Here is a 20,791-nt window from a genome sequence, read left to right as displayed (position 1 = left end):
CCCGTGCCGCTGTCGGCGCGGGTGTCGGGTAGTCGGTTGCCATCACCCGTGCGACAGCGGAGGCCGCAATCGCCCTCAAACGCTCCACGGTTTCCCGCGATGCCCCTTTTTTTCGGAGCGGGGATACAGGATGCGCCGCTCTCTCGCGCGCAACTCACGCCAGCAGGCACGCGATCAGTTCGTGGGTCGTGCGCACCTCGTATTTCCTCAACAAGCTCGCGCGATGAATATCGACCGTGCGCGGGCTGATGCTCAGTTCCTTGCCGATTTCCTTGCTGGTGAGCCCGTGAACCAGGAATGCCGCGACGTCGCGCTCGCGATCGGTCAAGGTGCTGGTGACGTCGGGATGCTTTGCGTTCTCCGACAGGTCGGTGAAGGTCCAGATGGCCAGCTCGAAGGGCCGCTTCGGGTTGTAGCCGAAGCCGCACACGGTGACCCAGAAATGACTGCCGTCGACGCGACGCATGATGCGGTCGTCGCTGAACCCCGCATGTTTCGCGAGCAGCGGCGCGAGGCGGCGGCCCGTCGTCGCGAAGTCCTTCTGCTGCGGATACAGCTTCGCGAACGACTGGTCGATGATGTCGTCGCGGGTCGCCCGGAACAGTTGCAGCGCCTTCTCGTTGCAGTCGACCATGATGCGTTCCCTGGCGACGATGGCCGCGACGGGCAGATGCCTGAAGAGATCTTCGTAGTCGAGGCTTGGCATCGTGTCGGTCATGGTCGGCATCTTGTCGACGGGTCCGAACCGTGTTCGGACCAAGGCTATCGGGCGGGTTCGCTCCCGTCGGATTGTAGCGCTTGCAACGGTTTGCGCCCGACATGAAAGACACAGCAGTCGTGTCCTTCTCCCGCGCACCGGACCTCCGAAGCATGCGCGCGCGGGCCCTTGCTCGCCGTGTCGAGCGCGGTGTCGTTGACCCAGTCCATCGCGCCGGCGAACCAGCCCGCGAACATGTAGCAGAGCTTGCCGTGCTTGTCGGGCTGCGCCAGCACGAACGACGAGTGGTGCAGATGGATGCGCGCATGCGACGTCGCCGGATCGGCTTCGGCGATGCTGAACACGCCCCAGCCGCGCTGCGACAGCCGTTTCAGATAATGTTCGAACACGGCCATGCCGCCGATGCCGTGCTGCTTCGCTTCCTTGTCGCACCAGTGATGGGCGGACTTGTAGCCGGCCGTGTAGAGAATCGACGCGTAGGCTGCGCGGCCGAGCGCTTCCTCGACGGCGACATGATTGTTCGTGAAGAAGTGACGCGGCACGTACAGCATCGGCAGCGCGTCGGTGGTCCAGACACCGGTGTCCGGATCGACGTCGATGGGCAATTGCGGTTGCATGGCGGGTGTGTATGCGTCGTGCGATTCAGCCGTTCCAGACTTCGCCGAACACCCGCAGCCAGTTCTCGCCCATCACTTTGCGGATGCGCGATTCGCTCCAGCCGGCGCGTTGCATCGCGGCCGTGAGGTTCGGGAATTCGCCGATCGTTCGGATGCCTTCCGGATTGACGACCTTGCCGAAATCCGTCAGGCGACGATAGCGGCCCTTGTCGTGCGTGATCCAGTCGAAGAACTCGGTGCTGTAGCCCTGCGTGAAGTCCGTGCCGATACCGACCTTGTCCTCGCCGATCAAGTCGATCACATATTCGATCGCTTCCAGATAATCGTCGATGGTCGCGTCGGCGCCGCGTCGCAGGAACGGCATGAACATCGTCACGCCCACGAAGCCGTTTGCTTCCGCGATCTCGCGCAGCTGATCGTCCGTCTTGTTGCGCGGATGCGCCTTCAGCGCGGACGGGCAGCAGTGCGAATAGGTGACGGGCTTCTTCGAACAGGCGATCGCGTCGGACGACGTCTTCGCGCCGACGTGCGAGAGATCCACCATGATGCCGACCCGGTTCATCTCCTGAATCACTTCGCGGCCGTATCCGGACAGCCCGCCGTCGGGTTCGTAGGAACCCGTGCCGACGAGGTTCTGCGTGTTGTAGCAGAGCTGCACCACATTCACGCCGAGTTCCTTGAATACCTCGATATAGCCGAGGTTGTCCTCGAACGCATACGAGTTCTGGAAGCCGAGAATGATGCCGGTCTTGTTCTCCCGCTTCGCGCGCACGATATCGTCCGTCGTGCGCACGAGCGTGAGGATTTCGCTGTATTCGCGGATCTGCTGCTTCATTTCCGCGATGTTGTCGATCGTCTTCTGGAAGTCTTCCCACACGGAGACCGTGCAGTTGACGGCCGTGACGCCGCCCGCGCGCATGTCTTCGAACACCGAACGCTCGAATCGGGAAATGTTCAGGCCGTCGATGATGATGCTGGAGTCGTGAAGGCTGGTCATGGTGTCTGTCGATGCGTTGGATGCTTGCGGACAGGCTGCGGAAGCGGCGCCCGTGCTCAAACGGCGCCTTCGACGCCGCGCTTGGCGGACCGGGCGGCGCCCGCGATCGCCGGACCGGCTTCCTCGAGTGCCGTCTTCGACGTTTCCGGCAGGGACAGGCCGCCGATCATCGCGAAGAGCGACACGGCGATCAGGTAGTACGCGGGCGACAGGTTCGTGCCGGTCGCTGAGATCAGCCACGTGGCGACGAGCGGCGCGGTACCGCCGAAGATCGTGTAGGCGAGGTTGTACGTGATCGCCGATGCCGTGTAGCGCGTTTTCGTCGCGAACACTTCCGACATCAGCGGTGCCGTCACCACGCCCGAGAACACCGCGCCGATCGCAAGCAGCGCGACGCCGATCAGCGATTGCGACAGCACGCCCGAGCCGCCGAGCGAGAACGCCGGATAAACCGACACGATGATGAAGATGCCGGTCGTGGCGATCGTCGCGCGGCGGCCGACGAGGTCGGAGAACAAGCCGGCGACCGGGCACAGGGTCGCGGCGAAGACGAGCGCGAGCACCGTCACGAGAAGCGACGTGCCGCGAGACAAGTGCCCGGCCACTTGAAGGTAGGTCGCGAAATACGTCGTGAACGTATAGAACGACAGCGCCGTCACGGACACGAACGCGCCGAGCTTCAGGATATTCAACGACTGCGAATGCAGCGTTTCCATCAGCGGGGCATGCGCGATGTCGTGCTTGCCTTCGAGCGCCTGGAACGCGGGCGTTTCATTCAGGTTCACACGCAGGTAGACGCCGATGAGGCCGACCGGTGCCGCGATCAGGAACGGCACGCGCCAGCCCCATTCGACCATGGCCTGCGACGACAGCGACGATTCGAGCAGATAGGCCACCACCGCCGCACAAGCGAACGACGAGAAGGTCGATACCGGCACGAAACTGCCGAAGAAGGCGCGGCGGCGGCGCGGTGCATGTTCCATCACGTACGCGCATGCGCCGGCGTATTCGCCGCCTGCGGAGAACCCCTGGATGCAGCGAATGATCGTGAGCAGCAACGGTGCCCAGTAGCCGATGCTCGCGTAGGTCGGGAGCAGGCCGATCAACGTCGTCGAGCCGGCCATCATCAGGATCGTCAGCGCGAGGGTGCGCTTGCGTCCGATCCGGTCGCCGATCACGCCGAAGACGAGGCCGCCCAGCGGGCGGAATGCGAAGGCCACCGCGAACACCGCGAAAGTCTTCAGGAGCCCGATCGTTGGGTCGCCGCTGGGGAAGAATTCGCGCGTCAGGATGGTGGCGAGAAAGCCGTATGCGGCGAAATCGAACCATTCGACGAAATTTCCGATCGAGGCTGCGGCGATCACGCGTCGTAGCGTGCTGGTATCGACGTCCTGGGTGGTCATGGTCGTGTCCTCTTTATGTGGGCGCTTGGATTCGCGTCGAAAACCATGGTAAGGAGGACAATTACCTAGGTCTATACGTGTCAATTACCTAGGTAATCAGGGCGGGCTGCGAGGCTGCCGACCATTGAACAGGGCAACCGGGGTTGCCGTTTTGACGGTGTTACCGTCCCGCGAGCATGGCGCTGCGTTGTAAAAGTCGGCGCGCGGCCGATGAAGAGAAGGGCGTCAGAACAGGAGTCCCAGAATGGCCGCCTTGACCGCGGCTTCGGTCTTGTTGGTCGCATTCAGCTTGCGCATCGCATTGACGAGGTGAAATTTCACGGTGCGCTCGTCGACATGCATGATCTTGCCGATCTCGACGTAGGTTTTCCCCGCAGCAGACCATTGCAGCGACTCGCGCTCGCGAGCTGTCAACTCGACGGCAAAGTAGTTTTGACTCACATAGCGCTTGACCCAGGGCTCCGGATAATTGGGCTGCAGCATGGACTGCGGATTGGTCACCGGGAACGGAATGCGCAGGCCGAACGAACAATACTCGAATCCAAGTGCTCACACATCCGCCGTCAATTCCAAAAACACGTCGGCCTCGGATTTTGCCGCGGCGTATCCATTCAGATACTTCTCTTCCCATGCATGCATATCGTTACCTTTGCGGTCAATCTTGCCCCAAGGGATCGTGTTCCCGGGGGCGTTGGCCGGTCCTTCAAAAGTCATTCAGGGCTGGTCTTGCGCTTCGACGTTTCAAGTGTCAAACATGACGTCGAATGCAATTTTCTATCGAATCGATTTCGGGATAGTGTCGGGACTTGCCGTCGATTGAATTGCGCGATTTTGCATGTGGGTATGTATATATTTTGACCGAACGGAGTTCAGATTCCGCAAATCGCAAGTTCGAAAATCCTGGAATTGCTTCGTGATCGTGCGTGATCTCGATGATGCAATGGCATTTCCCGGATGGTCTGTAATAATCGTAAATAACCTGCGCGTGATCGCAGTGGATATTCACAAGCCACAACGCGAGCGCTACGCGTGTCGAAAGGCCTCGCGGCCCGTTTCCACTGCTAATCTTGCCAGGCTATGCCGTGCCAATTTTAACAGGTGCCACGTTGAGAGAACGAACATGCCAAAAAAGCTGAATGATGGATACGTGCGATTGACCCTGCCGGCGTTCTACGCGCTGCGTTTCCGTCAGCATATGTGTCAGCAAGCCCCGGATTTGTTACACGACTTATGGGGTGAGTGGATCAGCGCCGTCAATGCCGGCTACTACGAACTGGTCTGCACCGAGACGCAACCGGCCGCGAGCGTCGGCTGCGTATGGTACGTGGAGGTGGGGCGGCCCGATGTGAACGTCGGGGCGGACGACATCAGCAGCAATGTCATGCTTCTCGATACGGACGGCGACGATTACGGCGCGCGATACAGCCAAGCGTTAATCCAGAACTGGCTGTGCTCGGGAGCGCGCCAACGCGAACTTGAATCGGCTATTTTTGCCGATCACTGATTTCGTGTTCAAGGCGCTTCATTATTTCTCGGCGAGTAAATAATGCTTTGGCATTAAAGTTTCGTGCCGCGCAACCGCCCGTTTCCGCCGATCGTCCTCATCGGCTTCAGCGATGATTCGATGGCGGGCACGATTATCCATACCGTGACGCGGCACCACGCGAGGCTCGCTTCGAGCCGTTCATGACAGGCGTGCTCGCGATGGTTCGTTCGACCGCCCCACTGGCCGTCGCCAGCTAAATCCAGAATCCGCTTTCCCGCCGGAGTGTTTCAGCGCACTCGGCGTGATGAGTCTCGTCCAAAGTGCCCACCCTGCCCATTCGGGCAGCTATGTTGTCGCGGCAATTTCGGGTTCAATCGCGCTAACGATTCTGAGATGAGAGAGAGGGCTTTCAGATGCTGACTTTGTTGTCGGGGCGAAGCGCTGATTTGAGTCGCGAGGTGATGTATCGACTTGCGAAGTTTCGGCATAAGGTCTTCATACAGGAACTCGGTTGGTCATTACCGACCGACAACGGCATCGAATTTGACGATTTTGATCACGCGGACACCCTTTACGTTGTCGCTTTCGATCGCAACAGTGAAATTGTCGGTTGCGGTCGATTGCTGCCGACCGACGAGCCCTATCTGCTCGGTGAGGTTTTCTCGGATTTGATGGGCGACGCTTCTCTCCCCCGTGCGCGTGATGTTTGGGAGTTGTCCCGCTTCGCGATGAGCATGCCGCGCGCTCCGCGTGCGTCGCATGCGTTCGGGGCAAGCGGTGTGAGTGCGCGACGCGCATTGTGAACGTCTGCGCTCCGCCATGCATCCGGCGGGCCCGGGCGCTTCCGGAGTGGCGCGTGCATGCAGTGTTTCAAAGGTGCGCATGAAGATGAACAGCTTTAATGATGTGGCTCGGCAAGTCCCGGTCCGCGAGAGGAATGTGAAATGACGCTTCGAGTGGTAGTAACCGGTATGGGCATTGTGTCTCCGCTGGGTTGCGGCAAGGAATTGGTGTGGCAGCGCCTGATCGGCGGATCCTCGGGGCTTCGCCGGCTCGGTGACGATATCGTCGGCGACCTGCCCGCCAAGGTCGGCGGGACCGTACCGGCGAAGGCCGACGATCCTGACGGTGGTTTCGATCCGGAGTGCTCGGTGCCGAACAAGGAGCTGAGGAAGATGGACCGTTTCATCCAGATGGCGATGGTTGCCGCGGATGAGGCGCTCGCGGAAGCGGGGTGGGCGCCGCAAGCGGAACATCAACGCGAGCGGACGGCCACCGTCGTGGCGTCGGGCATCGGCGGATTCCCGGGTCTGGCCGAGGCGGTGAGAATCGGCGAGACGCGCGGCGTGCGGCGGTTGTCGCCATTCACCATTCCGTACTTTCTGTCGAACCTGGCCGCCGGCCAGATTTCGATCAAGCATCAGTTTCGCGGGCCGCTGGGCTGTCCCGTGACTGCCTGTGCGGCGAGCGTGCAGGCAATCGGCGATGCGCTGCGCCTGATCCGGAACGGCGAGGCCGATGTCGTGCTGGCCGGCGGCGCAGAAGCGGCATTCGACAAGGTGAGTCTGGGCGGATTCGCCGCGGCGCGAGCGCTGTCGACCGGCTTCGGCGATCAGCCGGTTCGCGCCTCGCGGCCATTCGACCGCGATCGGGACGGATTCGTCATGGGTGAGGGGGCTGCAATGCTGGTCGTCGAGTCTCTCGACCATGCCATCGCGCGTGGCGCCCGCCCCATCGCGGAGATCATCGGGTACGGAACCACGGCGGACGCCTACCACATGACCGCCGGGCCCGACGACGGATCCGGCGCAATGCGCGCGATGAAACTGGCCCTCGCGATGGGCGACATCGCCCCGGAGCAGGTCGACTACGTCAACGCGCATGCGACATCGACGCCAGTCGGCGATTCCGGAGAAATCGAGGCGCTGAAGACTGTCTTCGGCGTGGGTGCCGGCCCGGCGATTTCGTCGACCAAGTCGGCGACGGGGCATTTGCTCGGGGCGGCCGGCGCGATCGAAGCGGCATTCTCCATTCTCGCGCTGCGGGATGGCGTGATGCCCGGCACGCTGAATCTCGAGCACCCCGACGAGGCTGCCGCCGGACTCGATCTGATCGGACCCTCGGCCCGGCACGTTCCCGTCGAAATTGCGCTGTCCAACGGTTTCGGATTTGGTGGCGTGAATGCGTCGGTGCTGTTCAAGCGATACCCGCCGGATCGGGCTGCAGAAACGCATTGAGCGACGCGCACCGGCTGCGCGCACGCGTCCGATTTCGCAAATACGTCGCATCGTCAGTATCCGCTGATTCTTCATCGACTCGCTGGTGACGGCGATGGCGAGGTCGCGTCACGTCCAATTCCGGTTCTTGTCGTCATCCTAAGGAAATTCTCCGTGTTAGACACCCTCATCGTTGGCGCCCGCTGCGCGGGCGCCACGCTCGCGATTCATCTGGCGCGCGCCGGCAAGCGCGTTCTGGATGCTGAATGCCTTCGCGCCGCGCATTGACGGGAGGCGGGCGGCAGACGCGCTCGGCTTCACGCGCGGCTACGGGCTCCCTGTCAGCGATCTGGTGCCACTCGGCCCCATGGAGACGCCGATCGATGGCAATGCAGATATCGACCGGGCTTATTGCTGGGAGGGCGGCGCGTCGCGCGTGCTGCTCGTGCACGGCTGGGGCATCGACAGTAGCAGCATGCTGAGCTTCGTGAAGCCGATGCAGAACCTAGGCTTCTCGGTGGCTTCATTCGACGCGCCTGCTCACGTTCGTTCGCCGGGCAAGCACCCGACGATGACGCAGTCCACCCGCACGACGGTCGAGTCGCTCGCCGGATTGAAGCCCGCGTTTCGCTCCGACGGCACCATCACCGCGGGCAATGCGCCCGGATTGAACAGCGGTGCGGCGGCGATGATCGTGGCGGAGCGGGAGTATGCCGAGGCGCGCGGTATCGAGCCGATCGCGACGCTCGTGTCGTATGGCGTGGGTGCGGTCGAGCCAGGCATGTTCGGACTGGGGCCCGTGCCGGCAGTCAGGATGGCGCTCGCGCGTGCCGGATGGTCGTTGAACGACGTGGAGCGTTTCGAGATCAATGAGGCGTTTGCCGCCGTGCCGATCGCGGTCGTCCGGGAGCTCGGCATCGACGAGGAACGGGTGAATGTCGAAGGCGGGGCGATTGCGCACGGTCATGCAATCGGCGCAACCGGTGCCGTCTTGACGACCCGCCTTGCGCATTCGATGCGCCGCGATGGTGTGAAACGCGGCATGGTGACGTTGTGCATCGGCGGCGGTCAAGGCATCGCCCTCGCCCTGGAGGCCGTCTGACGGCGTCTCGATCGCGACAGGAGCCGGCAACGTCCCGACCATCAGCAATCACGGAGAAGACATGGACCAGCGTTCAGCACTCGAAGACCTGTGTGCCCCTGCCGCGACCGGGCACACGACGACGCAGACGGAGCTCGCGCGCAAGTGGTTGACGCACTTCGGTGCCGACCGCGTGCAGGACCTCGACGTCGGTATGCTCGAGGCGATTGCCTGCTACGTCAGGAAGGGAGTCTCTCCTCCGGGCGAATAGCTCGCGATTCACGTGCGCCCATTGCGTGTCCGGCGCGCGTGACCGGCCGGGCCAAGGGCGCAAGCGCGGCGCAGCTTGCCCCTGGCCTGGCTCGATCCGATCGCACGCAGGCGTGTCGCCCGGCGTCATGGCGTTGATGGTGTCGCGGCGTGTGCGGGCCGGACGGACGTGGACGAAACGCGGCTCTGCCTCAAGCGCGGACGCCGCGGGCGTGCTGGGAATTCTGCGCAGACCCTGGCCACCCGCCTCGCACACAGCCCTCAACGAACCGTCGCCTCGACGCGCGCATCTCCGCCGACTTCCCGGCGCTCAGTCGCCAATACGGTGGCCGGTACATGCGGTCCCGGCACCCGGAATACGGCGACCCTGCGAATCAGATACAGCGTGATAAAGCTGACCGTCACCGCGATGCACTTCGCGACGTTATTGCCGAGCAGTGCCGAAGCAACGTGCACGATGCCCCCAGTTAGCAGCGAACCGAACCCGCAGCTCGCCGCGAACAGCAGCGCTTCGCCGAGCTGCCGGCGGCCTGTCGTCTCCGAGCGGAATACGAAGCGGCGCGAAAGCATGTAATTCACGACGCCGCCGATCAGGTACGCCATCCACGCCGACATTCCGGCATCGATCTGCATGGTCGAGGTCAGCGCGAGGAACAGAGACCAGTCGGCGACGAGCGACAGTGCGCTCACGACGAAATAGCTGGAAAACATCATGTCCGCCCCCACTGAACAGTGCGGGCCGGGACCGCGCGCAATCCCGATGCGCCGGCTTGCGGTTCGCTGCCACTCTCGTGATATTCCGCGTCCTCATTGACGGCCCAGACGTCGCGAAGCTTGTGCCCGGCGACGATGTTCTCGACGGTCAACATCGCGGTCATCATCGCGTGATCCTGATTGTTGTACTTGTGCATTCCGTTACGGCCGACGAGATGCAGGTTCGGATAGTGCTCGGCCAGATCCGTGCGGACCTGATCCACGATGTCGCGATATTCGTCGTCGTACACGGGATATGCTTTCGGCTGACGAACGACGCGCGATCCGCGAATCTGGTCGCGCGTTGCAAGACCGATTTTCTCGAGTTCAACGATCGCGAGTTCGGTGATATCGGCGTCGCTGCTTTCCCACATCGAATCGCCGTCGAAGCAAAAGTATTCGAGTCCGAGGCAACCGCCCGTCGCCGCGTCCGGCACCATCTCGGGCGACCACGACGCGAAATTCTGGATGCGCCCGACCTTGACGGACGGGTCGTGGATGTAGATCCAGTTGTCCGTGAATGTGGCGGGTCGATCGAGTATCAGTGCGACCGTGATGAAGTCTCGATACTGCAGCTTCGACGCCGCAGCCGCGGATGACGGAGCGGGGGAAATTGCGTTAAGCGTTTCACGCAGCGGCGCGGTGCACACCACGTCACGCGCGCTGATGCGATTTATCTGGCCGTCCTGGCCGAGGGTTTCGACGAGCCAGCGCCGCGCGCGGCAGTCGTATTGCATCGCGCCGGCAGCCTGTCCCATCATCAGTCGTCCGCCCTGATCCTGGAATTTCCGGGCGGCGGCTTCCCACAACATGCCGGGGCCGCGGCGCGGGTAATGGAAGGATTCGATCAGGGTCTTGACCTGGGTCTTGCGCGACCGGATGCCGAGTGAGCGCTTCACTGCACTGACGATGGCGGTAGACAGGCTCAGGCCCTTGATGCGTTGCGCGGCCCAGTCGGCCGAAATCTCGTCGCACGACATGCCCCAGACCTTTTCGGTATACGTCTTGAAGAAGATCGAGAAAAGTCGTTCTCCGAATTGATTGGCGACCCATTGATGAAAAGACTTCGGGTTAGGGCAAGGCTTGACGCGGGCTGCAAGGTACGAAAGCACGCAGCGAGTACTTTCGATGATGCCGAGGTTTAGCAGGGCCTCGATTCCGTCGAGTGGGTAGCGGTAGAACTTGTTTCGGTAAAAGATGCGCGAGCTGCGCGGGCGCTCGATGAAGTCGTCCGGCAGCAGTTCATGCCACAGCGCGACCACGTCCGCGGATTTGGAGAAGAAGCGGTGTCCCCCGATGTCGAAGCAGTGGCCGTTGAACCGTTCGGTACGACTGATGCCGCCGACATAGTGAGGATCCTTCTCGACGAGTGCGACCGACAGCTCGGTCTGCTTGGTCAGCAGATAGCCGGCGGTGAGGCCGCCCGGCCCCGCGCCGATGATGAGTACGTCAACCGATTGATCCATGTTGTCACCCCGAGTCTTAGGTCGCTGGTCCATTGACTTTCGTATCGGCCGCGCCAGCTGGACGGCAAACTGCCATGTCGAATCGATGATTGGGATTTCGCGTTCAAACGTCGTGTGCTGGCGCGGAGCGAGATCGGGATGCATCGCCTCGAGCGGCAGTTGGTGGTCGCGCGGGCACCGCGTTGATCTTGTTGGCTTGTTGCGTGCTCACGAATGACGCGTTCCGAGATGCGGCAGTCGTCCTGATGCTGCGGCAGTCGTACAGCCAGACAGTGTTGTTGGGTTCGGGTGACCAGGCGTAGCGGGTCACCAGCTCCGGGTAGCGCTGATGCGACACGATGAAATCCAGCACCGGGTCTGCACAGATGTGCTGGATGCCCGCTCGGGTCAGCGGAACGTATTCATACTTGGACACGAAAACGGTCGACTTTTTTTCCGTGCCGTTGTCGCCGCGTGGTCGCGCGGCATACGGGTCTTGTTTGATCAGTTCGACCCGCCGTACGGCCTCGAAGGTAGTCCGGCGGTGGAAGATCAGACCCGCAGCCTGTGTCGACGAGTAATAGCTCGACGTCTTCATCATTAGCCACGGATAGACGACTTCGTCCTCCGGGCCGTCCCAATAGACGATGTCGCCGCGTGCGACCGTACCTTCGAATGGCGCGAGGTCCGCGCGGTCGGCGCCGGCTTCCATGATCTTGGCCGGTTCCGAGCGCTGGTCGATATTGACAAGTCCGTAGCCCGCGAATGCGGCCAGCATGACGGGCAGGCCGATGACCGCGATGCGTTTTCGCGACAGATTGAGCATGACGAACAACGCGACCAGTGTGACGGCCAGGTGCGTGTGAATGAGCGTTTCGAGCCACGGGATGTCCAGCATCACGCTGCCGGTCGGGTATGCGGCGCGACCGACCTGATACGCGCACTGGAAGACGATCCAGACCGTCGCGGCAACGAGCGTCGTGCCGATCCACGTATAGCGAAGTGCCGGGGCGAGGTCGCTGAGAAGTGCCCTCGGAGCGCCGGGTGCCGGCCGTCCGGCCGTCGCGTTGTGCGCCACGGAGATTGCCAGCGCGATGATTCCACCGCCGACGTCGAGCAGTAGCCAGCAAATCGCGAACAACCAGATCAGCGTCGGTTGCGTGTGACACTCGCGTCGCACGAGCAATATCGCCGCAGGCCATTGCATCAACGTCAGCAGCCACAGCGCGCGCCAAGGTTGCAGCTGTATCCAGACCGCGTCCTGTCCGGTCAAGTCCGCGATCGTGGTTAGCGCGACACCGGCAACACTGATCAGCGTGAGGTTCGACCACAGCGTCCGGTAATCCTGAACTTGGGTCGCACATAGCGTCGCAGGAAGTGCGATAGCCCAACACACCTTGCTCCACTCAGTGAGCGACCATAAGGTCGGAAACAGGAATGGCGCGTTGTAGCGCGCGATTGACCGCCATTCCGGATCGAACGGATACAGGTGCAGCGCCTTGAACGGCGGCATCTGGACGACGGCGAAAGCGATCAGCGCGAGCGGCAATAGCCGCCACCACTTCGCCCGTGGCATCCGGCCGAGTACGACGAAGACAAACGAAGCGCCGCCGATCAGCGGATGAACGGCAGTTGCGACGATTGTCAGCGCAATGGCAATGCGATACCGACGCTCGAGCATCGACGCAAGCGCCCACAGGCCAAGCGCTTCGGCGGGAAGCCGGGCGGTGAGAAAGCCTTCGTCGTACGAGAAGATCAACCCTGCGCCGTAATCGGACGGCATGCAGGCAACGAAGAACAATGCGAGCCAATGCCATGGTTCGGGCAGCAGTTTCTTTGTCAGCCGCCACATGCCGCTCCACCAGAGTGCCTGCGCTGCGATCAGGCACGCGAGATTGCTCGCGCGGAGCCCGAACGCTGAGACGAGCTTCGCGAAGATTCGGCCATAAATCGTCCAGCGATCCTGGGAGCCATATTCAAAGAACAGGTCGTGCGAAAAATTCTCGGGATGAGCGTTATATAGCGCCTGCGCGGTATACAGGATCGCGTCGTGTCGAATGCCTGTATAAGGGTGAGTTATCAGGAACAGAACGACCAGCGAAAGCGCAAGTGCGATGACCGAATAAGGTCGTTTCTGAGTCCGATTCATGATTGAATGGAAGACTTTTATCGACGATATTTCATGAGCCCGGCAATCCGTACGCGGCGGAGCGAACCGTGGGGTTCAGGCTTCGCTGACGGCGGCGGGTACATCCTGACGGTCCGGGCCTTTCGGTGAAAGGCCGGGCGGCGCTCAGGGCGTGCGTTGCGGCTTGCAGTCCATAGCCCGCGATACGCGGGTGCTCATGCCGACGAAGTGAGAGGTGGCATGGTGCGGTCGTGCGCGCACAGACTTCCGCGGTTTCTGATTCCGCGCGGATGCCTGTCGGAATGTCCGGCAACTGCCGGAGACCGCTCCCGGTGCGATCGTTGCTGCGCCGCTGCTCATCCCCGACGACGCCGCGATCGAAATGATGATGCTTGTTCTCATCGTGTCCCCCGATGCGTCCTGCACCGAAAAAGCGCTTTTACTGGTGCGTCGGACGCGGACTCTGTAGAAATTTTTGGTTAAGCGCCGGGACGGCTGGCCCAGCGCGTTTGACGCGAACGCACGGAGCGTGCCACGGCGTTCGGAGCGTGCGTTCCAGGCTGATGAGGCGGCATCGATGCGAGCCGAAGTCCCGGTTGTCGTGCGAAATGTGTCAGTCTTGAAACCACCGGATCGGCTCGGCAGTCCATCGCGGCGCGGTTGAACGTGGACGGCGGGCACATCACGATCGGTTTTAATCTTGAAGCAGAGGCCGGCGAGCGATGGCGAGACCCTCCCCCGGCGAGCGAGTCCTCGGTGTCGGGCAGGCAACCAGGCACTCGCCGACCGCGAGCATGGCGGGAATCAGCGGTCGTGTCGGCGCATCTGCGCATGGGGTGCGCCCGGACAACCGGAACGTGCGCAATGTTTCAGATTTGAAACGTTGCTTTGGAAAATGCCCTTGCGATCACGCTGGGCCGAAAGTCGGCAACGGGTCGAGAACCGCCGGTCATCTCGACCACACGGTCCACCCGGTCGCGTGCTTTCGCACCGCCGGCAAGCACCGGCCTGCTGCCGCCAATTGATGACCAAACCGCAAGACCTAGTGCATAGATATCGTTTGCCGCGGCGTTAATGACTATCGACAATCGTGGCTCGAATTCCCGCCGTTGCGCCAGAAGCGCGCGTTGGCGGGCGGCCCCTGTCGGCTATCCCGGCCGTCGCCGCCACCCAGATCACGACGACATGTACGCGTTCACGCCCTCATTCCAGAATCCCGCCGGTTCGCCGATCCGCGAGCTGTTCAAGTACCTCTCCGAGCCGGGGATGATTTCGTTCGCCGGCGGCTACCCGGCCAGCGACCTGTTCGACGTCGACGGCCTGAACACGGCTGCCGAACACGCGTACGCGCAGCCGGTCCGCTGCCTGCAATACGGCCCGACCGACGGCCTCGCTGAACTGAAGCAGCAACTGATCGCGTTGATGGCGCGCCGCAACGTGACGTGCACGCCGGCCGAACTGCTCGTCACGACCGGTTCGCAACAGGGCCTCGATCTGCTGCTGCGCGTGATGGTCGCCCCGGGCGACGTCGTGTTGACCGAACAGCCGGCGTATCCTGCGACGCTGTCGGCGATGCGCCTGCAGCAGGCGCGCATCGTGACGATCCCTGTCGATGGCGATGGCCTCGACGTCGACCGCCTCGCGTCGCAACTTGCCTCCGGCGCGATCGTGCAGCCGAAGCTGCTCTACACGGTGCCGACCTTCGCGAATCCGACCGGCGCGACGCTTGCGCGCGAACGCCGCCTGAAGCTGCTGCGTCTCGCGGTGCAATACCGTTTCCTGATCGTCGAGGACGATCCCTACGGCGACCTGCGTTTCGCGGGAGAACCGGTGCCGTCGATGCTGGCGCTCGCGAACGAAGTCGAAGGCGCACGTGACTGGATCGTGCACTTCGCAAGCCTGTCGAAAATCGTCGCGCCGGGGCTGCGCGTGGGCTGGACGATCGCGCCGGCCGAAATCGCGCGGCGCTGCGTGATCGCGAAGCAGACGGTCGACCTGTGCAGCGCGCCGTGGACGCAAGCCACCGCCGCCGAATATCTCGCCGCCGGCGCGCTCGAGCGTCATCTGCCGCGCATCACGGCGGCCTACAAGCGCAAGTGCGATGCGATGTGCGACGCGCTGCGCGACGGCTTCGGCAATGCGATCACGTTCCATCGTCCCGAAGGCGGGATGTTCGTGTGGGCGCGGATCGGCGCGGTGTCGTCGGACGTGCTGCTGCAACAGGCGATCGCGAACAAGGTCGTGTTCGTGCCGGGCAAGGCGTTCTTCGCGGACAACGTCGACGCCGCTTCGCTTCGGCTGTCGTTCGCCGCGCCCGACGTCGACGCGATCCGGGAAGGCGTGGCGCGCCTCGTGCGCGCGTATGGTGCGGCGCTGGCCGCGTGAGGAGGAGAGACACATGAGCATCGTCGTCAACGACACCGCACGGATGGACGAAGCGCCGCGCATGGCCGGTATCCGTCCCGTCGAACACAAGTCGTCGCAGATCGGCGCGGGGCCGCAGTACGTCGCCGACGTGCTCGGCCGCTTCGGCGCGGATTCGACCGACACGCGCGACGCCTCAGCGGTCGTCCTCGGCTACAACTGAACCGCATGGCGGGGGCCTGCAACGCAACCCCGCCGCCGAAACGATTAAGCTGGCGTGATCGAACCACGCAGGATCGCCAGATCATCATGTCCGACATCGATATCGAATCGCTCACGGAAACGTACGACCGCCTCTGGTCGTGCCTCGAGTCGGGCGTCGGCGCACAGCGCTCGCCGTTCACCATGGTGCAGGCCGCGACGCTCGGCCTCGACGGCGCGCCGAAGGTGCGCACGATCGTGCTGCGGCAGGTGAGCCGCGCCGATCATCGGCTGTCGTTCCATACCGATGCGCGCTCGGAGAAGGTCGTGGAGCTGCGCCGCGATCCGCGTATCGCGATCGTCGCGTACGATCTCGATTCACTCGTGCAGATTCGCGCGGAAGGCGTTGCGACGATGTGCGACGACGAAGCGCAACGTCGCGCGGTCTGGCAATCGAGCCGTCCGCATACGCTGCTGCTGTATCGTGCACCGCTGCGCCCGGGCACGCGGATCGAGTCGCCGGAAGAAGCGCACGTCACCGCAAACCCGGGCACGGGCACGGGCACGGCGACCACCGACGACGGCTACCGGAACTTCTGCCTGCTCCACGTCACGGTGACGCGCATCGACTGGCTCGACCTCGCCCGCGACGGCCATCGTCGCGCGGTGTTCGACGTGAGCGACGACGGCTACGAAGGCCGCTGGATCGCGCCCTGACGGCGCGGGTCGCGTCCCGGCTACAAACGCGTACAAACCAGACACATCCCCGATACGTCAGACCTTTCAAATGGGCAACGCCGCGCAACCGGCGCCCGCCCGAATGAAAGCGAAGGCGCGCCCCGCCGCGCGGCATGTTCACTTTCCACTTCACGAAAGGAGATGCCGAACGATGTCTTCCACACAGTTTTCCCCGATGCGTCGCCACCTGCTGGCCACTTCCGTGGCCGCCGGCGTATCCGCGATGCTGCCCACCGCGCTGCAGGCGGCAACCGGCGGCGACGGCATACGTCCGTTTACCGCCCATATCCCCGATGAAGCGCTGGCCGACCTGCGCCGCCGCATTGCAGCGACGCGCTGGCCGGGCCGCGAGACCGTCGCCGACGAGTCGCAGGGCGTGCGGCTCGCGCGCATGCAGGCGCTGCTCCGTTACTGGGGCACCGACTACGACTGGCGCAAGGGCGAGGCGCGCCTGAACGGTTTCCCGATGTTCATCACCGAAATCGACGGGCTCGACATTCACTTCATCCACGTGCGTTCGCCGCACGCGAACGCGATGCCGATGATCATGACGCACGGCTGGCCGGGTTCGATCTTCGAGCTGCTGAAGGCGATCGGCCCGCTGACGGATCCGACCGCACACGGCGCGAGTGCCGACGATGCGTTCCACGTCGTCGTGCCGTCGCTGCCGGGTTTCGGTTTTTCGGGCCGCCCGACGAAGACGGGCTGGGGCTCCGATCACATCGCGCGTGCATGGGGCGAGCTGATGGCGCGCCTCGGCTATACGCGCTTCGTGTCGCAGGGCGGCGACTGCGGCTCGGTGATCTCGCACCGGATGGCGATGCAGCGCGTGCAGGGCCTGGCCGGGATTCACGTGAACATGCCGGCGACGGTGCCGCCGGATATCGCGACGCTGCTCCAGACCGACGCGCCGGCACCGGCATCGTTGTCGCCGAAGGAGAAGGCCGCGTACGAGAAGCTCGCGACGTTCTACCGCGACAACTGCGGCTACTCGGCGATGATGGTCACGCGCCCGCAGACGGTCGGCTATGCGCTCGCCGATTCGCCGTCGGGTCAGGCCGCGTGGATGTACGACAAGATCTCGCAGTGGACCTACAGCGGCGGCGTGCCCGAACGCTCGATCCCGCGCGACGAGATTCTCGACGACATTTCGTTGTACTGGCTGACCGACACGGCGACGTCCGCCGCGCAGATCTACTGGGAGGATCACTCGAACAACTTCAACGCGGTGGACATCTCGCTGCCGGCGGCGATCACGGTGTTTCCCGGCGAGATCTACCAGGCGCCGCGCAGCTGGGCCGAGCGCAGCTATCACAACCTGATCTACTTCAACGAAGTCGACAAGGGCGGGCATTTCGCGGCCTGGGAGGAGCCGGAGCTGTTCGCCCGGGAAGTGCGTGCCGGGTTCCGGCCGTTGCGTCGCGCGTAAGCGGGGTTTGACGGGAAAACGCGGGCCGGTTGCGATGCCGGCCCGCGTTCATTGCGACGTGAGCGTCTTCAACGCGTGCGCAAACCGCTTGTCCGCCAGATACGCGACGTTGAACCGGCAATACGCGGACGGCTGATCGGCCTGCGGCGAGAACACCGCGCCCGGCGCGAGGATCACGCCGCGCTCCAGCATCGCCTGCGCCAGTGCCATCGAATCCGGCCAGCCGGGCATCGCGGCCCACAGATACAGGTTCTGCTCGCACGGCCGATAGACCTGTGCGCCGAGCCGGTCGAGCGCGTCGAGGGCGGTGCCGGTCGCACGTCGCAGCTTCTCCTGAAGATGATTCGTATGCCGGAGAAAATGCCCGTCGCTGACGATTGCGTCGAGCGTGCGCTCGCAATACTCGGAGCTGCTCACATGGGTCAGCATCTTCACGTCGGCGAGGTCGCTCGCGAGTGCCGCATTGCACGCGAGGAAACCCACGCGCAGCGCTGCCGATACCGACTTCGAGAAACTGCCGATATAGATCGTGCGGCGCAACTGATCGAGTGTCGAGATGCGCGTGAGCGAGCGTGGCCGAAGGTCGGCCAGCGCGTCGTCCTCGACGATGATCAGGTCGTGCGCCTCAGCGAGCTGCAGGATGCGGTGCGCCTTGGCCGCACTGGTATCGGTCGCGGTCGGGTTGTGCCCGACCGATTGCGTGAAGAACAGCTTCGGCCGGTAGGCGGCGATATGCTCGGCCAGCTTCGCGACATCGGGGCCGTCGATCTCGCGCGGCACGCCCACGACGTTCGCGCCGCTCAGCTTGAGCTTGCCGAACAGCGGGTAGTAGCCCGGGTCGTCGACGAGCACGGTGTCGCCGGGGCGCACGAAGTAGCGCAGCACGAGATCCATCGCCTGGTTCGCGCCGTGCGTGAGTACGATCTGCGCGGGCGATGCCTCGATTTCGTAGCCGGCGAGCTTCTGCTGCAGCGACTGGCGCAGCGGCAGATACCCGAAGCGGCTGCCGTAGCGGAACAGCGACGTGGAGCCGGTACGCATGATGCGCTGCTGGTACTGGTTCAGCCGCGTCTCCTCGAGCCATTCGATCGGCGGGAAGCCTTCGCCCAGATTGAGCACGTCGGGCTTCTCGTGAAGCTGCTCGCGCATCAGCCACACGATGTCCATCGCGCGGTCGAGCGAGCTCGGCTCGTCGATGGTGGGCGCGGCCGCCGCGCGCCGCGTGACGAAGAAGCCGGAGCCGCGGCGCGGCTCGATCAGGCCATCGGCGGCGAGCAGCTCGAACGCGCTGATCACGGTGTTCTTCGAACACCCGGACGCCTCGGCGTATTCCCTGATGGAAGGCAGTTTCGCGCCGGCCGGCAACACGCCTTCCTCGATCTGTCTGGCGAGATTGTCCGCCATGGCGCCAGACAGGCTGGCTCTTGCACGCTGTTTCATCGCGATGTTCCGTCGGGCGGATTCACTGTCATGGGTACGGATGTCCGGCTGTCTGGTCGGTCTGTACCTTTTCAATGGGTACAGCGTGACTATTATTCGGCTATCCGCTGCCCGCCGCAACCGTGGCAGGCCACACCGCCACCCCGAGACAGAACGACATCATGTCCATCGATTCCGCGTTGCCGAATTTCCGTGCGCTGACGCCCGCACAACGTTTGTCCCACCTCGCCCGCGTCGTCGGGCTCGGCGAAGCCGAGCACGCGCTGTTCGCTTCGCCGGGCGCGCTGCCGCTCGATACCGCGAACGGGATGATCGAGAACGTGATCGGCACGTTCGAGCTGCCGATGGCCGTGGCCGGGTACTTCCGGATCAACGATCGCGACGTGATCGTGCCGATGGCCGTCGAGGAGCCGTCGATCGTGGCGGCCGCATCGTATATGGCGAAGCTGTCCCGCGCGGCCGGCGGCTTTCGCACGTCGAGCAGCGGCCCGCTGATGCGCGCGCAGGTGCAGGTGATCGGCGTCGGCGACCCGTACGGCGCGCGGCTCGCGATCCTGCGGCACGCGGCCGAACTGATCGAACTGGCGAACGGTCGCGACAAGGTGCTCGTCGGCCTCGGCGGCGGTTGTCGCGACATCGAGGTACACGTGTTTCCCGACACGCCGCGCGGTGCGATGGTGGTCGCGCACCTGATCGTCGACGTGCGCGACGCGATGGGCGCGAATACGGTCAACACGATGGCCGAAGCCGTCGCGACCCGCATCGAAGCGATCACCGGCGGGCAGGTACGGTTGCGGATACTGTCCAACCTCGCCGATCTTCGCCTGGCGCGCGCAGAGGTACGGTACTCGGCGCAGACGCTCGCGACCGGCGACTATTCGGGCGAAGCGGTGATCGATCGGGTGATCGATGCATACGTATTCGCGGCGACCGACCCATACCGCGCCGCGACACACAACAAAGGAATCATGAACGGCATCGATCCGGTGGTGGTCGCGACCGGCAACGACTGGCGCGCGGTGGAAGCCGGCGCGCACGCGTATGCGAGCCGCAACGGCCGCTACACGTCGCTGACGACGTGGGAGAAGGCCGACAACGGCGACCTCGTGGGCACGATCGAGATGCCGATGCCGGTCGGGCTCGTCGGCGGCGCGACGAAGACGCACCCGCTCGCGCGTCTCGCGCTGAAGATCATGAACGTGACGTCGGCGCAGGAACTCGGCGAGATTGCGGTCGCGGTCGGGCTTGCGCAGAATCTCGGGGCGCTGCGCGCGCTCGCGACCGAAGGGATCCAGCGCGGCCACATGGCGCTGCATGCGCGCAACATCGCGGTGGCGGCCGGCGCAACCGGCGCGGACATCGACCGGATCGCGCAACGGATGGTCGCGGCGAACGACGTGCGCACGGATTTCGCGGTCGCGTTGCTGGCAGGGCGCAGCGACGGCTGATCCGCGGCCCTCGTGCGGCATGCCGCATGACGCGCCGGTACGGCCGGCGACATATCA

The 20,791-nt window shown here is 63.8% G+C and carries 20 protein-coding genes and 1 pseudogene; 10 read left to right on the top strand and 11 right to left on the bottom strand.

What is annotated here, in order from left to right; genetic code table 11:
* Window positions 1-154 precede the first annotated feature (154 nt).
* From ACT2FV_RS08870 to ACT2FV_RS08845, 6 genes and pseudogenes are all read right to left on the bottom strand, one after another.
* Window positions 155-727: a PAS and helix-turn-helix domain-containing protein gene (locus ACT2FV_RS08870; protein WP_124620675.1), complete on the bottom strand. Its 573-nt coding sequence runs from the start codon at window positions 725-727 to the stop codon at window positions 155-157.
* Window positions 728-762: 35 nt separating this feature from the next.
* Window positions 763-1,335, bottom strand: coding sequence for a DUF5943 domain-containing protein (locus ACT2FV_RS08865; RefSeq protein ID WP_124620677.1), 573 nt, complete (start codon window positions 1,333-1,335; stop codon window positions 763-765).
* A gap of 25 nt (window positions 1,336-1,360) precedes the next feature.
* On the bottom strand, window positions 1,361-2,332 hold the full coding sequence (locus ACT2FV_RS08860) for a dipeptidase (protein ID WP_174909147.1): 972 nt from the start codon (window positions 2,330-2,332) through the stop codon (window positions 1,361-1,363).
* A gap of 56 nt (window positions 2,333-2,388) precedes the next feature.
* Window positions 2,389-3,735: an MFS transporter gene (locus ACT2FV_RS08855; RefSeq protein ID WP_444503672.1), complete on the bottom strand. Its 1,347-nt coding sequence runs from the start codon at window positions 3,733-3,735 to the stop codon at window positions 2,389-2,391.
* Between the two features lie 225 nt (window positions 3,736-3,960).
* A pseudogene (locus ACT2FV_RS08850) lies at window positions 3,961-4,269 on the bottom strand (LuxR C-terminal-related transcriptional regulator); the annotation flags it as partial.
* Window positions 4,270-4,284: 15 nt separating this feature from the next.
* On the bottom strand, window positions 4,285-4,449 hold the full coding sequence (locus ACT2FV_RS08845; protein ID WP_444503671.1) for a hypothetical protein: 165 nt from the start codon (window positions 4,447-4,449) through the stop codon (window positions 4,285-4,287).
* Between the two features lie 406 nt (window positions 4,450-4,855).
* Here ACT2FV_RS08845 and ACT2FV_RS08840 point away from each other — a divergent pair, with 406 nt between their 5' ends.
* From ACT2FV_RS08840 to ACT2FV_RS08820, 5 genes are all read left to right on the top strand, one after another.
* Complete coding sequence (locus tag ACT2FV_RS08840) at window positions 4,856-5,239, top strand: DUF4902 domain-containing protein (RefSeq protein ID WP_444503670.1); 384 nt, start codon at window positions 4,856-4,858, stop codon at window positions 5,237-5,239.
* A 395-nt stretch (window positions 5,240-5,634) separates the two neighbouring features.
* Window positions 5,635-6,024 carry an acyl-homoserine-lactone synthase gene (locus tag ACT2FV_RS08835; RefSeq protein WP_444503669.1) on the top strand — a complete coding sequence of 130 codons (390 nt, stop codon included), beginning with the start codon at window positions 5,635-5,637 and terminating at the stop codon, window positions 6,022-6,024.
* A 141-nt stretch (window positions 6,025-6,165) separates the two neighbouring features.
* Window positions 6,166-7,458 carry a beta-ketoacyl-ACP synthase II gene (gene fabF / locus ACT2FV_RS08830; RefSeq protein WP_082728914.1) on the top strand — a complete coding sequence of 431 codons (1,293 nt, stop codon included), beginning with the start codon at window positions 6,166-6,168 and terminating at the stop codon, window positions 7,456-7,458.
* Between the two features lie 172 nt (window positions 7,459-7,630).
* Complete coding sequence (locus ACT2FV_RS08825; protein WP_444503668.1) at window positions 7,631-8,539, top strand: thiolase family protein; 909 nt, start codon at window positions 7,631-7,633, stop codon at window positions 8,537-8,539.
* A gap of 61 nt (window positions 8,540-8,600) precedes the next feature.
* Entirely contained in the window at window positions 8,601-8,789 is a 189-nt protein-coding gene (locus ACT2FV_RS08820) for a hypothetical protein (RefSeq protein WP_226115444.1), read from the top strand.
* Window positions 8,790-9,049: 260 nt separating this feature from the next.
* Here the strand turns inward: ACT2FV_RS08820 and ACT2FV_RS08815 are convergent, their stop codons facing one another.
* The 4 genes from ACT2FV_RS08815 to ACT2FV_RS08800 all read right to left on the bottom strand — a co-directional run bounded on the left by ACT2FV_RS08815 (window position 9,050) and on the right by ACT2FV_RS08800 (window position 14,202).
* On the bottom strand, window positions 9,050-9,502 hold the full coding sequence (locus ACT2FV_RS08815) for a GtrA family protein (protein ID WP_444503667.1): 453 nt from the start codon (window positions 9,500-9,502) through the stop codon (window positions 9,050-9,052).
* Window positions 9,499-11,007, bottom strand: coding sequence for an NAD(P)/FAD-dependent oxidoreductase (locus ACT2FV_RS08810; RefSeq protein ID WP_444503666.1), 1,509 nt, complete (start codon window positions 11,005-11,007; stop codon window positions 9,499-9,501). The genes ACT2FV_RS08815 and ACT2FV_RS08810 overlap by 4 nt, the downstream gene beginning before the upstream one ends.
* 103 nt (window positions 11,008-11,110) lie before the next feature.
* Window positions 11,111-13,135 (bottom strand): hypothetical protein, encoded by a 2,025-nt coding sequence (locus ACT2FV_RS08805; RefSeq protein WP_444503665.1) that lies wholly within the window; start codon window positions 13,133-13,135, stop codon window positions 11,111-11,113.
* An 848-nt stretch (window positions 13,136-13,983) separates the two neighbouring features.
* Window positions 13,984-14,202, bottom strand: a complete 219-nt coding sequence (locus tag ACT2FV_RS08800; protein ID WP_444503664.1) for a hypothetical protein — start codon at window positions 14,200-14,202, stop codon at window positions 13,984-13,986.
* A 97-nt stretch (window positions 14,203-14,299) separates the two neighbouring features.
* Between ACT2FV_RS08800 and ACT2FV_RS08795 the strand changes: the two genes are divergently transcribed.
* The 4 genes from ACT2FV_RS08795 to ACT2FV_RS08780 all read left to right on the top strand — a co-directional run bounded on the left by ACT2FV_RS08795 (window position 14,300) and on the right by ACT2FV_RS08780 (window position 17,846).
* The gene (locus ACT2FV_RS08795; protein ID WP_444503663.1) at window positions 14,300-15,499 is read left to right on the top strand and encodes an aminotransferase-like domain-containing protein; all 1,200 of its coding nucleotides are present in this window, start codon (window positions 14,300-14,302) and stop codon (window positions 15,497-15,499) included.
* A gap of 13 nt (window positions 15,500-15,512) precedes the next feature.
* Window positions 15,513-15,701, top strand: coding sequence for a hypothetical protein (locus ACT2FV_RS08790; protein WP_444503662.1), 189 nt, complete (start codon window positions 15,513-15,515; stop codon window positions 15,699-15,701).
* Window positions 15,702-15,787: 86 nt separating this feature from the next.
* A complete protein-coding gene (locus tag ACT2FV_RS08785; protein WP_444503661.1) occupies window positions 15,788-16,396 on the top strand; it encodes a pyridoxamine 5'-phosphate oxidase family protein in 609 nt (202 codons plus the stop codon).
* A gap of 172 nt (window positions 16,397-16,568) precedes the next feature.
* The gene (locus ACT2FV_RS08780; protein WP_444503660.1) at window positions 16,569-17,846 is read left to right on the top strand and encodes an epoxide hydrolase family protein; all 1,278 of its coding nucleotides are present in this window, start codon (window positions 16,569-16,571) and stop codon (window positions 17,844-17,846) included.
* Window positions 17,847-17,894: 48 nt separating this feature from the next.
* Here the strand turns inward: ACT2FV_RS08780 and ACT2FV_RS08775 are convergent, their stop codons facing one another.
* A complete protein-coding gene (locus ACT2FV_RS08775; RefSeq protein ID WP_151048226.1) occupies window positions 17,895-19,286 on the bottom strand; it encodes an aminotransferase-like domain-containing protein in 1,392 nt (463 codons plus the stop codon).
* Between the two features lie 161 nt (window positions 19,287-19,447).
* Here ACT2FV_RS08775 and ACT2FV_RS08770 point away from each other — a divergent pair, with 161 nt between their 5' ends.
* Window positions 19,448-20,734, top strand: coding sequence for a hydroxymethylglutaryl-CoA reductase, degradative (locus ACT2FV_RS08770; RefSeq protein ID WP_444503659.1), 1,287 nt, complete (start codon window positions 19,448-19,450; stop codon window positions 20,732-20,734).
* Window positions 20,735-20,791: the final 57 nt, after the last annotated feature.

The sequence above is a fragment of the Burkholderia sp. PR2 genome (assembly GCF_052372875.1).
GTDB classification, from domain to species: domain Bacteria; phylum Pseudomonadota; class Gammaproteobacteria; order Burkholderiales; family Burkholderiaceae; genus Burkholderia; species Burkholderia diffusa.
This window is presented reverse-complemented; position numbering and strand designations above follow the sequence as displayed.